This is a genomic window from Microbacterium sp. NPDC058345, from assembly GCF_042723855.1.
GTDB lineage: Bacteria > Actinomycetota > Actinomycetes > Actinomycetales > Microbacteriaceae > Microbacterium.
In genome coordinates this window covers 160,035-173,485 of sequence record NZ_JBHXIG010000001.1, presented here as the reverse complement: position 1 = coordinate 173,485, position 13,451 = coordinate 160,035, and the positions used below count along the sequence as shown (strand labels likewise).

At 68.6% G+C, this 13,451-nt stretch carries 11 protein-coding genes; 7 read left to right on the top strand and 4 right to left on the bottom strand.

Going from position 1 to position 13,451, the window contains the following annotated elements:
- Positions 1-52 precede the first annotated feature (52 nt).
- From ACFWH5_RS00870 to ACFWH5_RS00860, 3 genes are all read left to right on the top strand, one after another.
- Positions 53-1,042, top strand: a complete 990-nt coding sequence (locus tag ACFWH5_RS00870) for a DNA-directed RNA polymerase subunit alpha (protein WP_378830709.1) — start codon at positions 53-55, stop codon at positions 1,040-1,042.
- Between the two features lie 35 nt (positions 1,043-1,077).
- On the top strand, positions 1,078-1,662 hold the full coding sequence (rplQ, locus tag ACFWH5_RS00865; RefSeq protein WP_378830707.1) for a 50S ribosomal protein L17: 585 nt from the start codon (positions 1,078-1,080) through the stop codon (positions 1,660-1,662).
- Positions 1,663-1,828: 166 nt separating this feature from the next.
- Positions 1,829-2,623 carry a sulfite exporter TauE/SafE family protein gene (locus tag ACFWH5_RS00860; protein ID WP_378830706.1) on the top strand — a complete coding sequence of 265 codons (795 nt, stop codon included), beginning with the start codon at positions 1,829-1,831 and terminating at the stop codon, positions 2,621-2,623.
- 88 nt (positions 2,624-2,711) lie between these two features.
- On the opposite strand, the gene ACFWH5_RS00855 is transcribed toward ACFWH5_RS00860, so the two are convergent.
- Entirely contained in the window at positions 2,712-6,512 is a 3,801-nt protein-coding gene (locus ACFWH5_RS00855; protein ID WP_378830704.1) for an NPCBM/NEW2 domain-containing protein, read from the bottom strand.
- 160 nt (positions 6,513-6,672) lie between these two features.
- Here ACFWH5_RS00855 and ACFWH5_RS00850 point away from each other — a divergent pair, with 160 nt between their 5' ends.
- Genes ACFWH5_RS00850 through ACFWH5_RS00840 form a run of 3 tightly spaced genes read left to right on the top strand, consistent with a single transcriptional unit; the run spans position 6,673 to position 8,670 of the window.
- On the top strand, positions 6,673-7,134 hold the full coding sequence (locus ACFWH5_RS00850) for a MaoC family dehydratase N-terminal domain-containing protein (protein WP_378830702.1): 462 nt from the start codon (positions 6,673-6,675) through the stop codon (positions 7,132-7,134).
- Positions 7,134-7,535: a MaoC/PaaZ C-terminal domain-containing protein gene (locus ACFWH5_RS00845; RefSeq protein WP_378830700.1), complete on the top strand. Its 402-nt coding sequence runs from the start codon at positions 7,134-7,136 to the stop codon at positions 7,533-7,535. The genes ACFWH5_RS00850 and ACFWH5_RS00845 overlap by 1 nt, the downstream gene beginning before the upstream one ends.
- Position 7,536: 1 nt before the next feature.
- A complete protein-coding gene (locus ACFWH5_RS00840) occupies positions 7,537-8,670 on the top strand; it encodes a UDP-N-acetylmuramate dehydrogenase (RefSeq protein WP_378830697.1) in 1,134 nt (377 codons plus the stop codon).
- A 55-nt stretch (positions 8,671-8,725) separates the two neighbouring features.
- On the opposite strand, the gene ACFWH5_RS00835 is transcribed toward ACFWH5_RS00840, so the two are convergent.
- Together ACFWH5_RS00835 and ald are read right to left on the bottom strand one after the other, a co-directional pair.
- Positions 8,726-9,928, bottom strand: a complete 1,203-nt coding sequence (locus tag ACFWH5_RS00835; protein WP_378830695.1) for a pyridoxal phosphate-dependent aminotransferase — start codon at positions 9,926-9,928, stop codon at positions 8,726-8,728.
- Positions 9,929-10,027: 99 nt separating this feature from the next.
- A complete protein-coding gene (ald, locus tag ACFWH5_RS00830; protein ID WP_378830693.1) occupies positions 10,028-11,119 on the bottom strand; it encodes an alanine dehydrogenase in 1,092 nt (363 codons plus the stop codon).
- 129 nt (positions 11,120-11,248) lie between these two features.
- On the opposite strand from ald, the gene ACFWH5_RS00825 reads away from it, so the two are divergent.
- A complete protein-coding gene (locus ACFWH5_RS00825) occupies positions 11,249-11,752 on the top strand; it encodes an Lrp/AsnC family transcriptional regulator (RefSeq protein WP_378833496.1) in 504 nt (167 codons plus the stop codon).
- Positions 11,753-11,847: 95 nt separating this feature from the next.
- On the opposite strand, the gene ACFWH5_RS00820 is transcribed toward ACFWH5_RS00825, so the two are convergent.
- Positions 11,848-13,443 (bottom strand): isocitrate lyase, encoded by a 1,596-nt coding sequence (locus ACFWH5_RS00820; protein ID WP_378830690.1) that lies wholly within the window; start codon positions 13,441-13,443, stop codon positions 11,848-11,850.
- Positions 13,444-13,451: the final 8 nt, after the last annotated feature.

The window sequence follows — 13,451 nt, the reverse complement described above, 5'->3', positions numbered from 1 at the left end:
ACCTCACCCACCACATGTCATATAGCGGGCATGTGATCGAAAGGAACACATAGTGCTCATCGCACAGCGTCCCACTCTCACCGAGGAAAAGATCTCCGAGAACCGCAGCCGGTTCGTCATCGAGCCGCTCGAGCCCGGCTTCGGCTACACGATCGGCAACGCGCTGCGCCGCAGCCTGCTGTCGTCGATCCCCGGCGCCGCGGTCACCACCATTCGCATCGACGGCGTGCTGCACGAGTTCAGCACGATCCCCGGTGTGAAGGAGGACGTCACCGAGATCATCCTCAACATCAAGCAGCTGGTCGTCTCCAGCGAGCGTGACGAGCCCATCACCGCCTACCTGCGCAAGACGGGCGCAGGCGAGGTCACCGCGGCCGACATCTCGGCACCGGCGGGCGTCGAGGTGCACAACCCCGACCTGGTCATCGCGACGCTCAACGACACCGCGCGCTTCGAGCTGGAGCTCACCATCGAGCGCGGTCGCGGCTACGTTTCGGCTGCCCAGAACCGCAACGAGTACGCCGAGGCCGGCCAGGTGCCGGTCGACTCGATCTACTCGCCGGTGCTCAAGGTCAGCTACCGCGTCGACGCCACTCGTGCGGGCGAGCGCACCGACTTCGACAAGCTCGTCCTCGACGTCGAGACGAAGTCGGCGATCAGCCCCCGCGACGCCGTCGCCTCGGCCGCCAAGACCCTCACCGAGTTGTTCGGCCTCGCCCGCGAGCTGAACGTCGAGGCCGAGGGCATCGAGATCGGCCCCGCGCCGGTCGAGGCCGTGCTCTCCAGCGAGCTGTCCATGCCGATCGAAGACCTCGATCTGTCGGTCCGCTCGTACAACTGCCTCAAGCGCGAGGGCATCAACACCGTCGCGGAGCTGGTCGCCCTCTCCGAGACGCAGCTGATGAACATCCGCAATTTCGGACAGAAGTCGGTCGACGAGGTGCGCGACAAGCTCGTCTCCCTCGGTCTGTCGCTGAAGGATTCGGTGCCCGGTTTCGACGGCGCCCACTTCTACAGCGCAGGCGAAGACGAATCCTTCTGAAACCCGACATCTTTCTGACCAGGAGCTAGACGATCATGCCCAAGCCCACCAAGGGTCCCCGCCTCGGAGGCGGCCCCGCCCACGAGCGCCTTCTTCTCGCGAACCTCGCGGCCGCGCTCTTCACCAACAAGTCGATCAAGACGACCGAGACCAAGGCCAAGCGCCTGCGTCCGCTCGCTGAGCGGCTTGTCACCCTCGCCAAGCGTGGTGACCTGCACGCTCGTCGTCGCGCACTGACCGTGCTGCGTTCCAACAAGGACGCCGCGCACGTGCTCTTCAACGAGATCGCTCCGCTGGTCGCCGAGCGTGAGGGTGGCTACACCCGCATCACCAAGGTCGGCAACCGCAAGGGTGACAACGCACCGATGGCCGTGATCGAGCTCGTCCTCGAGCCCGTCACCCCGAAGAAGAAGGCCGGGAAGCCGGCTGCCAAGACCGAGACGCCGAAGGCCGACAAGGCTGACAAGGCCGACAAGGCCGACAAGGCAGAGGCGGCTCCCGCTGAGGAGACCACCGAGACCACCGACGCCCCGGCCGCCGAGGCCGGCGCAGAGTCGCAGGCCGAGGGCGCTGCCGCTGAGGCCGCCGCCGAGGATGCCGTCGAGAACAAGTCCGAGTAAGCATCCTTCATGACGAAGCCCGCCGCCCCGCTGGGGTGGCGGGCTTCGTCGTGCGGCCGGGCGCCGACGTGGAGCCGCGTCAGAGATCTGACGGCCGCAGGTGAGGGCCGGCCGAAGGGTCCTGACCGCGGTCGGACGCAGCGGGCTCCCGGGATAGGCTGGATCCGTGCACGCGGATCTGGCCATCACCCGGGAGCCCCGCGCGTATCTCACCTACGTGCTCATCGGCCTCACCGCCGGCCTGCTGTCCGGACTCTTCGGCGTCGGCGGCGGCACGGTCATCGTGCCGCTTCTCGTGCTGATGCTGCACTTCGATCAGCGCCGCGCCGCCGGCACCTCGCTGGCGGCGATCGTGCCGACCGCCAGCGTGGGGGTGATCTCCTACGCCATGTCGGGCTCGGTCGCGTGGATCGCCGCGCTCATCCTCGCCGCGGGCGCCGTCGTCGGGGCCCAGATCGGCTCGCGACTGCTGCCGAAGATCTCGCAGACGGTGCTGCGCTGGGGCTTCGTCGGCTTTCTCATGATCGTGATCGTCAGCCTGTTCCTGGTGATCCCCTCCCGCGGGGCCGCGTTCGAGGTGAATCTGCTGAACGGCGCGGGTCTGGTCGGGGTGGGTGTCCTCACCGGCATCATGGCGGGTCTGATCGGAGTGGGCGGCGGCGTGATCGTCGTCCCTGTGCTGATGCTGGCCTTCGGCACCAGCGACCTCATCGCCAAGGGCACCTCGCTGCTCATGATGATCCCGACCGCCGTCTCGGGCACCATCGGCAACCTGCGGCATCGGAACGTCGACCTGGTCGCCGCCGGCATCATCGGTCTCTCGGCATGCACGACGACCGCACTCGGCGCGTGGCTCGCCACGCTGATCGACCCGCTGCTGGGCAACGTGCTCTTCGCGGCATACCTCGTCGTCATCGCGGTGCAGATGAGCATCAAGGCGATCCGCAGCCGCCGCCGCTGACGTCTCTCCTCTTCGCCGATCGGTGGCCTCGGGCGGCACACGGAAGGGGCGGCGCCCTCCGAAAGAAGACACCGCCCCCGAGGTCAGCTCACTCGCAGTGGAAGGTGGCGTCACCCCACACGCCGTGCGCGCCGTTGATGCTGCCGGGAGCTTCGACGATCAGATCGACGTACTGCGCACCCGTGAGGTCGACGTTCAGGGACTCGGGCGCGAAACCCGGGGTGAACGTGCGCGACTGGTACCGGTTCTCGCCGTCGGCATCCACCCTGAAGATCACGTTGCCGGCGAATCCGGCCTCGAGGCCCACGTCCGCGGTGAACGCCGTGCAGGCGCCGCCTGTGTAGTAGGTGATCTTCGACAGGGCGTGCACGCCGAGACCCTTCTCATAGGTGGGGTTCTCGCCGGTGGCCGGATCGACGTGGTTGATCGCCAAGGGCACGTCGGGCGAAGACGCCGAGTCCTTGTTGGCGACGTTCTTGCCGATCACGCCCCACCCGTTCACCGCACTGAGCCAGGGCAGCTCGGCCGCCCCGATCGTGCCGCTCGGTGCCGGAGGCAGCGGCTGGTCGACGACCTTCCAGTCGAAGATCTTCAGCCTGCTCTCGGTGGGCAGCACGACGTACGCGAGCTCCTTCGCCGGGTTCAGGCGCACGAGGTTGGAGTACACCTGGTACCGGTAGGTCGGATACTCGTACACGTCCGGGTTGGTCGCACTGTTGCGCCCGAGCGAGGAGATCGCCACGCTCGCGCCACCCAGCCCCGATGCCTGCGGCAGCCAGTTCGGGATGAACAGGTTCTGCGTCGAGACGGTGCCGTCGGCGTAGTGCAACTCGAGGGCGGGGTTCACACCGCCGCCGGATGCCGCCGATGCCAGGACCGCCAGGTGCGTGCCCTTTCCGGTGAGGGAGACGGTCTGACCGGCAGGAGCGACCGAGTCGTCCGCGCCGGACGGCGCGGGCCAGGTGTACTCGATGGCGGCGTCGCCTTCGCCGACGGTCACCGTCGATCCCGGCTCCACTCCGGCTCTGACGAGCGCCTCGGCCGAGAAGGTCGCTCCGCCGCCGTCGAAGTCACCGGCTTTCGCCGTCTCGAGCGTGGTGACGGAGTCGGCGTTGTAGGCGCCGGCCAGCGACCCGTAGGCGACGTAGATCTGGTGGGCGCCCGACACCGTCTGCGGCGACTTCTGCGATGTGTACGCGGCGACCACCGTCACAGTCTGCAGGTCGGCTTCGGCCGCATCCGTCACGGTGTACTCGAAGGTCGCCGTCGCCGACGCGCCCGGCTTCACCGTGCCCGCCTCGTCGCCCTCGGATGACACCAGTGTCCAGCCCTCGGGAACCTGCGGCGTGAGCGTGACCCCGTCCTTCTTCTTGGTGCCGGTGTTGCGGAAGGTCGCGGTCACCGTGGTGTTCTCGCCCTGGAAGACCCGGTCGGCCAGGTCGACGGCGACGGATGCCGCCGCGGCATCCGCATCGCGTCCGCCCACCGCGCTGGTCGCGGCCAGCACGACCGTGGCACTCCGGTCGGATGCCACGGTGCCGGTCTTCACGGTGATCACGCCGCCGGCGTTCTCGGCGTCGAAGAACCAGCCGGTCTCCTGCTCGGACAGCGCGTCGAGCGAATCCGCCTGCGTCAGGCGCTTGCCGTCGACGGTCACGTTCTTCGGTGCCGAGCCGGTGTGCGCCTCGATGACGTACGGGCGGGCACCGGCCTTGCCGTCGTAGTCGCCGTCGCGCTCGCCGATGGTCACCGTCACGGTGCCCTTCTTGCCGGCATCCGGAGCGTCGACGTCGATGCGCTGCGCGCTCGACTCGCCGTCGGCGTAGCCGCGCGTCACCTTGTCGTCCTCGTAGAGGGTGAAGGCGCTCTCGCCCTGCGGGAACAGCGACAGGGTGATCGGGGAGTCCTCCGGCACGAGTGAGGCATTGCGGGCGACGATGCCCTGCGGCACCAGCGCACCGGCGCGCACGAAGATCGGCAGTCTGTCGAGCGGCGCCGGGTGACCGTTGATCACCTGTCCGCCCTGGTAGAGCCTCCCCGTCCAGTAGTCGACCCATCGCTCGCCGGCGGGCAGGTAGATGCCGTTGCGCACGGTCGTCTTCGTGAACACCGGGGCCACGAGATAGTCGCTGCCGAGCAGGAACTCGTTGTTGGCCTCGGCGCTGTACGAACCGCGATCCTCCGGGTACTCCAGCGCGAGGGAGCGCATCATCGGCAGCCCCGTGCGGTGCGACTCGGCGGCCAGCGTGTAGATGTACGGCATGAGCCGCTGCCGCAGCTGCAGGTACGCGCGGTTGATCTTCGTCGCCTCGCCGCCGTACAGCCACGGCCGCTTGTCGACGGACGCCCAGCCGCTCATCGAGTACAGCGCCGGGGCGAAGGCCTTCCACTGCAGGTCGCGCACGTAGCTCTCGGGCGAGCCGCCGAAGATGCCGTCCACGTCGCCGGTCGAGAACGCCAGGCCCGAATTGCCCGCGCCGGTGAGGGCCGAGATCTGCCAGCGCACCGCGTCGAGGTCGCCGGAGTGGTCGCCGGTCCACTGCATGCCGCAGCGCTGCGACCCGGCCCAGCCCTCGACCATGAGGGAGGTGCCGCGAGCCTCGGAGTACTGCTCGATGCCGTCGTGCGCGGCCTCGCAGCCGGTGAGCGCGAGACGGTAGCCGGCGCCGACCCACGCGACGTCGAGCTTGCGCAGCCGGATGCCGGCGTCGCCGACCTCGTACTCCTGCTCGGTCAGCGACCGCTGCGTCCACAGACCCGTCTTCAGTGCGGTCTGCTCCTCGATGGCGTCGACGGTCTCGGGCAGGTCCTGATACTCGCAGCCGTAGCCGTCGTTCACCAGCATCCAGCCGGCCGGCATGTCGTGCTCGACGAACTCCTTCGCGAAGTCCAGCGCCTGCGGGGTGCGCAGCTTCGACGGCGTCCGGGTGCCGCTGTACGTCGGGCTCGACCGGTTGTAGCAGTCGGCGTCGCCGTACTCGAGGGCGTACACCGGCGGCATGATCGGCCGTCCGGTGAGCTGCGTGTACGACTCCAGCGACTGGGCGTAGTCGCCCACGAAGTAGTACGCGTCGAAGCGGCGCTCCTCGTGGGTGGTGGTGCCGTTCTTGAAGTCGTAGGTGCCGCGGGCGAAGGTGTTGCGCAGCACGCCGTAGCCCTCGGACGACATGTAGTACGGCACCGCGTTGGGGTAGCCGTCATCGTCCCAGTCGTAGCTGCGGGCGATGTTGATCACCGAGCCGGTGTGGATGGAGCGGCCGTTCTGCATGCCGCCGCCCAGGAACTGCTCGCCGTCGGCCGCCGCCAGGTGCTGGGTGGCCGACGTCGCGCCGAAGGTGATCGGCGCCGACTCGGTGAAGATCGGCGTCCCGTCGGCGCGCGTCGCCCGGACGGCTCCTGTGGCCCGGTCGACCGTCACGGTGACGTCGGGACTGGCGACGGTGATCGTGCCGCCCTCTTCCACGGTGAGGTCGGCGCCGTCGAACGTGTCTGCGCCGACGACGATGTCCGCCGTGCGCGCAGGGTCGTCCTGCGGGGTGTTCGCCGGGTCGCTGAACGATCCGCTCGGGTCGGCCTCGAGGCGGAAGGTGCCGCCCTCGAGGAAGCTGATGCGCATGGCGCCGTCCTCACCCGTGAGCGTGACGCTCGCACCGTCTCGTGAGACGGCCGTGATCGCGCCGATCGACGAACCGGAGTCGTCGACGGGCACCTCGGGGTTGGCGGGGTCGGGTGTCACGGGTGTGGGCTCGGAGGAGGATGCCGCCGCTGGGGAGACGGCGGCGGATGCGCCGACACCGGTCAGCCCGATGCCGGTGACGGCGAGGGCGGCGACGAGGCCGAGCGCGGTGAGCTGTCGCCGGGCATGCCGGCGCGGAGAGGGTGACGTCATTGTTCGCCGATCTCTTGATTGTCTATGCGTGGGAACTGCACCAAACAATCACATAGCAACACATCTCCGTCTGTGCGTCAAGGATTCGCGGGAAGATGACCCTGCTCTCGCCTGAGCGGACGCCGGGAACAGTCTCGGGTGCCCCGGATAGGATCGAGGGGTGCCCGTCAACAACGATCTGGTCGGCCGGGAGTTCCCGCCGACCGCCCCGTACCTCGTCGGACGGGAGAAGGTGCGCGAGTTCGCCCGCGCCGTCTTCGCCGACGCGCCCCTGCACACCGATGTCGAGGCCGCGCGCGGTCTCGGCTATGCGGACGTGGTGGCGCCGCCGACGTTCGCCATGGTCATCCAGGATCACACGTTGCAGCAGCTGCTCGCCGAACCCGACTCCGGCATCGTGCTGTCGCGCACGATCCACGCCGAGCAGAGGTTCACCTACACGCGGCCGATCGTCGCCGGCGACGAGCTCTCGGGGCGGCTGCGCGTCACCGGCATCCGTGCCCTGGGCGGCAACTCGATGATCACCAGCGAGGCCGAGATCACGGATGCCGCGGGGGAGCACGTGGTCACCGCGACCAGCGTCCTGCTCATCGGCGCCGAGACCGAAGGAGAGGCGCAGTGATGGCCGGGTTCGCCGTCGGAGACGTCGTCGCAGAGCGCACGCTGCACCTCACCCGCGAGTCGTTGGTGCGCTACGCCGGAGCCTCGGGCGATTTCAATCCCATCCACTACCGCGACGACGTGGCCACCGAGGTGGGGCTTCCCGGTGTGCTCGCGCACGGGATGCTCACCATGGGCATCGCCTCTTCGGTCGTCGTCGCCGCGCTGGGCGATGTGAAGGGCATCCTCGACTACGGCGTGCGCTTCACCAAGCCGGTCGTGGTGCACCCGTCTGACGGCGCTGACGTGCACGTGCTGGCCAAGGTCGGCGCCGTCGACGAGCAGTCGGCGCGCATCGATCTGACGGTGAAACACGCCGACACGACGGTGCTGGTCAAGGCGCAGCTGCGGGTCGCGCTCTGACATGACGCAGGCATCCGTTGCGCTCCGCGAGCTCACCACGCTCCGCACCGGCGCCGCACCCGGGACCATGCGGGAGGCGTCGACCACGGCCGCTCTGATCGCCGAGCTGCGCTCGGTGTGGGAGCGCGGCGAAGACTGGTTCGTACTCGGCGGCGGCTCCAACCTGTTCGCGGGCGATGACTCCTTCGACGGCACCGTGATCCGCATCCTCACCTCCGGCATCGAGGAGCTGCCTTCACCGCATGAGGGGCGCATCCGGCTTCGCGTGCAGGCAGGGCACTCGTGGGACGGGCTGGTCGCGTACGCGGTCGAGCGCGGCTACGCCGGCATCGAGGCGATGAGCGGCATCCCCGGTACCGTCGGCGCCGCTCCGGTGCAGAACGTGGGCGCCTACGGACAGGAGATCCAGGAGACCCTCGTCGAGGTCGAGCTGATCGACGAGCACGCGGACGCTTCCGTCGTCGTGCCGGCGTCGGAGCTCGGTCTCGGGTTCCGCACGTCGGTGCTCAAGCACCACTACGGCGAAGCGCAGGGCCGCCGTGCCGTGATCCTCTCGGTCACCCTCGACCTGGCCGTGACCGGCGACGCAGGTCGTGTGGTGCGCGGCGAGCAGCTGCGTCGCGCGCTCGGCCTGGACGACTATGAACCCGTGCCGCTGAGCTGGGTGCGCTCGCGCATTCTGCAGACCCGCGCCGCGAAGGGCATGCTGCTCGACGACGCCGATCCCGACACGTGGAGCGCCGGATCGTTCTTCCAGAACGCGATCGTGCCGGAGCACGTCGCCCGCGCCCTCCCCCCGGAGTGCCCCCGCTGGCCGGTCGAACCCGACCTGGATGCCGTGACCGTGATCCCGCTGGAGCGCTACGCCGGCCTGTCACCGCGTGCGGAGCGCCCGGAGGGCCTGGTGAAGGTCAGCGCCGCCTGGCTCATCGAGAACTCCGGCATCCGCAAGGGGTTCCGGCTGCCCCGCTCGCGTGCCGGCGTCTCGACCAAGCACGCCCTCGCCCTCACCAACCGCGGGGGAGCGACCGCGGGCGAACTCAGCGAACTCGCCCGGTTCATCCAAAGCCGCGTGCACGCGGAGTACGGTCTGCTGCTGCAGCCCGAGCCGGTGCTCGTCGGCGTCGACCTCTAGAGAAGGTCGACGCCGCCCGGGTCGCATCCCGGGATGAGCGCCGGCGCCCGCGGATTCAGGCCGAGAACAGGCGCTGCAGGCGCTGCACGCCTTCGAGCAGCTGGTCGTCGCCGAGGGCATACGACATGCGGATGTAGCCGGACGGGCCGAACGCCTCGCCGGGGACGACGGCGACCTCGGCCTGCTCGAGGATGAGGTCGGCCAGCTCCAGGGAGGTGGCGGGCGTGACACCGCCCCAGGTGCGACCGAGAAGCCCCTGCACATCGGGGTAGACGTAGAACGCTCCGAGCGGGTTGGGCACGACGAGACCGTCGATCTTCGACAGCTCCGACACGATCAGGCGACGACGACGGTCGAACGCCTCGCGCATCCGCTCCGCCTCATCCTGCGGGCCGGTGAGGGCGGCGATGGCTCCCCGCTGGGCGACGTTGTTGACGTTGCTGGAAAGGTGCGACTGCAGGTTGGCGGCGACCTTGATGGCATCGGCCGGGCCGACCATCCAACCGACTCGCCAGCCGGTCATCGCGTAGGTCTTCGCGACCCCGTTGACGAGGATGGTCTGCCCGGCGATCTCGGGCAGCGCCTCGACGATCGACGTCGCCTTGGCGCCCTCGTAGGTGAGGTTCTGATAGATCTCGTCGCTGATGACCCAGATGCCGTGCTCGAGCGCCCACTCGGCGATAGCCTTGGTCTCCTCGGTGGTGTACACCGATCCGGTCGGGTTGGACGGCGACACGAACACCAGCACGGTCGTGCGCTCGGTGCGTGCGGCCTCGAGCTGTTCGACGGTGACCTTGTAGTCCTGCTCGGCACCGGCGAACACCTCGACCGGGGTTCCGTCGGCGAGGCGGATCGCCTCGGGGTAGGTGGTCCAGTACGGCGCGGGCAGCAGCACCTCGTCACCGGGGTTCACCACGGCCTGGAAGGCCTGGTACACGGACTGCTTGCCGCCGTTGGTCACGATCACCTGCGCCGGCGAGACGTCGAGACCGGAATCCCGCAGCGTCTTCGCGGCGATCGCCTCGCGCAGCGGCGGCAGACCGGCGGCCGGCGTGTATCGGTAGTTCGCCGGATCGGCGAGAGCCTCGGCCGCGGCGTCCACGATGAACTGCGGCGTCGCGAAGTCGGGCTCGCCGGCGGCATAGGAGATGACGGGCTTGCCCTCGGCTTTGAGGGCCTTCGCCTTGGCGTCGACCTTCAGGGTCGCGGACTCGGCGATGGCGGAAAGCTTGCGGGAGAGAGGTGCGCGTTCGGTCACATCAGAAGCGTACCCGGGCGGGATGTGCGGCCACAGGCCGAATGCCCGTCAAGAACGGGCGTTCTTGACGGGCATCCGCCGATCCCGGTTTCTGTCGTGTCAGCCGGTCATCCCGTGCGCCTCGGCCACGGCATGCAGCGTGATCCGGCCGCCGGCGACGTTCAGGCCCTTGGCGAGGGCGGCGTCGTCGTCGGCCGCGCGTTCCCAGCCCTTTCCGGCGATCGCCGAGACGTAGGGGAGCGTGGCATTGGTGAGCGCCCGCGTGGCGGTCTCGGGCACGGCGCCGGGCATGTTGGCGACGCAGTAGTAGATGGAGTCGTGCACGGCGAACGTGGGATCGTCGTGCGTCGTCGGGCGGGAGCCCTCGAAGCATCCGCCCTGGTCGATGGCGATGTCCACCAGCACCGACCCGGGCTTCATGGCGGCCACCATGTCGTCGGTGACGAGCTTCGGTGCCGCAGCTCCCGGGATGAGCACAGAGCCGATGACCAGGTCTGCGTCGGCCAGCTCCTCGGCGATGTCGTACCGGCTCGACGCCCTCGTCTCCAGCGCGCCGCCGTAGCGGTGCTCGAGCTCGCGCAGCCGGGGCAGCGAGATGTCGAACACGGTGACCCTCGACCCCAGGCCCAGCGCGTTCGCCGCGGCGTGCTCTCCGGCGACACCGCCGCCGATCACCACCGTCTTCGCGCGCGGGGTGCCGGCGATGCCGCCGAGCAGTGTGCCGCGACCGCCGTTCGAGCGCAGCAGTGAGTACGAGCCCATCGTCACCGACAGCCGGCCGGCGATCTCGCTCATCGGGATGAGCAGGGGCAGGCTGCGGTCGGGCAGCTGCACCGTCTCGTAGGCGACGGCGGTGGTTCCCGCATCGACGAGCGCCGTGGTCAGTGCGCGGTCCGCGGCCAGGTGCAGATAGGTGAACAGGGTGAGGTCGGGGCGCAGGAAACCGTACTCCTGGGCGATCGGCTCCTTGACCTTGAGTAGCAGGTCGGCTTCGCCCCAGGCATCCTCGGCCGAGTCGACGATCTCGGCGCCCGCCGCGCGGTACGCCTCGTCATCGATGCGCGAGCCGAGTCCGGCGCCGGACTGCACGAGCACGCGATGACCCTCGTGCACGAGTCGATCGACGCCGGCGGGAGTGAGCGCGACACGATTCTCGTTGTTCTTGACTTCGGTGGGTACGCCGATCTTCATCGATCCTCCAAGGGTGGGTGCGTCGGTCCGCAGGGCGAAGAATAGAATCGCAGAAACGCCGGGTGTTTCGCGCTGAGTTCGAAGAAGATTCGATCCTCACTCCGATGCTGAATAATCATTCGGATGGACATGTCATCCGAGGCCGTTCCGCCGAACACCGTGCAACCCGCCGCGCTGGACGCCGTGGATGTGAAGATCGTGCAGCTGTTGACGGCCGACGGGCGGATGACGAACGCCGAGCTGGCCGCGAGGCTCGGCGTCGCCCCGTCGACCGCGCATGCGCGTCTGCGGTCGCTGGTCGACCGGGGCGTGATCACCGGCTTTCACGCGAGTGTCGACGAGCGCAAGCTCGGGGCGGGCCTCCAGGCCGTCATCGGCGTGAGCCTGCGGCCGAGCGCCCGCCGGGAGAGCATCGTCGCCTTCGCCGAGCGGGTGCGCACCCTGCCGCAGGTGATCCAGGTGTTCTTCCTCGGCGGAGACGACGACTTCCTGCTGCACATCGCCGTCGCCGACTCGTCTCAGATGCGCGAGTTCGTGCTCGAGCACCTGTCCGCGCAGAGCAGCGTCGCGTCCACCCGCACGAGCATCGTCTTCGACTACCACCGCAACGCCGTCGCCGCGTCGTTCCTGTAGCCGTTCCATCGCGACGCCCGCGGCCACGCGCCGTACGACGAGCACTTCGGGGGACTTCGCCTCGGCCATGGGCTCAGGTTACGCCCGCGGCCGGGTCAGCTGAACTGGTTCATCGTGTTGTGCTGACCCCCGGCCTTCAGGGCCGCATCGCCGGCGAAGTACTCCTTGTGGTTGTCGCCGATGTCGCTTCCGGCCATGTTCTGGTGTCGGACCGTGGCGATGCCCTGGCGGATCTCCCGGCGCTGCACGTCTCGCACGTAGGTCAACATTCCCTCGTCACCGAAGTAGCCCTTGGCGAGGTCGTCGGTCGACAGGGCGGCCGTGTGGTAGGTCGGCAGCGTGATGAGGTGATGGAAGATGCCGGCTCGGGCCGAGCCGTCGCGCTGGAAGCTTCGGATCCTCTCGTCGGCGATGCGGGCGATCGCGGTGTCGTCGTAGTCGACGCTCATCAGCCTGTCGCGCTCGTATGCCGACACATCCGCGCCCTCGGCGACGAGCTGGTCGTACGCCTGCTGCCGGAAGTTCAGCGTCCAGTTGAACGAGGGGCTGTTGTTGTAGACCAGCTTCGCGTTCGGGATCACCTCGCGGATGCGGTCGACCATGCCGGCGATCTGCTCGATGTGCGGCTTCTCGGTCTCGATCCACAGCAGGTCGGCGCCGCTCTGCAGCGACGTGATGCCGTCGAGCACGACGCGGTCCTCGCCGGTTCCGGACCGGAACTGGTACAGGTTGCTGGCCAGGCGCTTCGGTCGCAGCAGCCTGCCGTCGCCCCTGATCACGACGTCGCCGTCGCTGAGCTCGCCGGCCGCGATCTCCTCCGCGTCGAGGAAGGAGTTGTACCGGTCGCCGAGGTCTCCGGGTTCATGACTGACGGCCAGCTTCTGCGTGAGTCCGGCTCCGAGCGAGTCGGTGCGTGCGACGATGATGCCGTTCTCGATGCCGAGCTCGAGGAAGGCGTAGCGCACCGCGTTGATCTTCGCGATGAAGTCCTCATGCGGCACGGTGACCTTGCCGTCCTGATGACCGCACTGCTTCTCGTCGGACACCTGGTTCTCGATCTGGATCGCGCAGGCGCCCGCCTCGATCATCTTCTTGGCGAGCAGGTACGTCGCCTCCGGATTGCCGAACCCGGCGTCGATGTCGGCGATGATCGGCACGATGTGCGTCTCATGGTTGTCGATCTGCGACTGGAGGAACTCCACCGCCGTCTCATCGCCGCCGGCGCGCGCCTCGTCGAGCTGGGTGAAGAGCAGATCCAGCTCGCGGGCGTCGGCTTGACGGAGGAAGGTGTAGAGCTCCTCGATCAGCGCGGGCACCGCGGTCTTCTCGTGCATCGACTGATCGGGAAGCGGGCCGAACTCGGAGCGCAGCGCCGCCACCATCCATCCCGACAGGTAGAGGTAGCGCTTCTTCGTCGACTTCAGGTGCTTCTTGATGGAGATCAGCTTCTGCTGCCCGATGAAGCCGTGCCACACGCCGAGCGATTGCGTGTACAGCGAGGAGTCGGCGTCGTACTCCTCCATGTCGCGGCGCATGATGTCGGCGGTGTACTGCGCGATCTCGAGCCCGGTGCGGAAGCGGTTCTGCGCCCGCATGCGTGCGGCCGACTCGGGGTCGATGGCGCTCCAGGCGGAGCCGTGCGCCTCTTTCAGGGCGCGGATGCCGTCGATGTCGTCCTGGTACTGAGTCATGTCAGGTC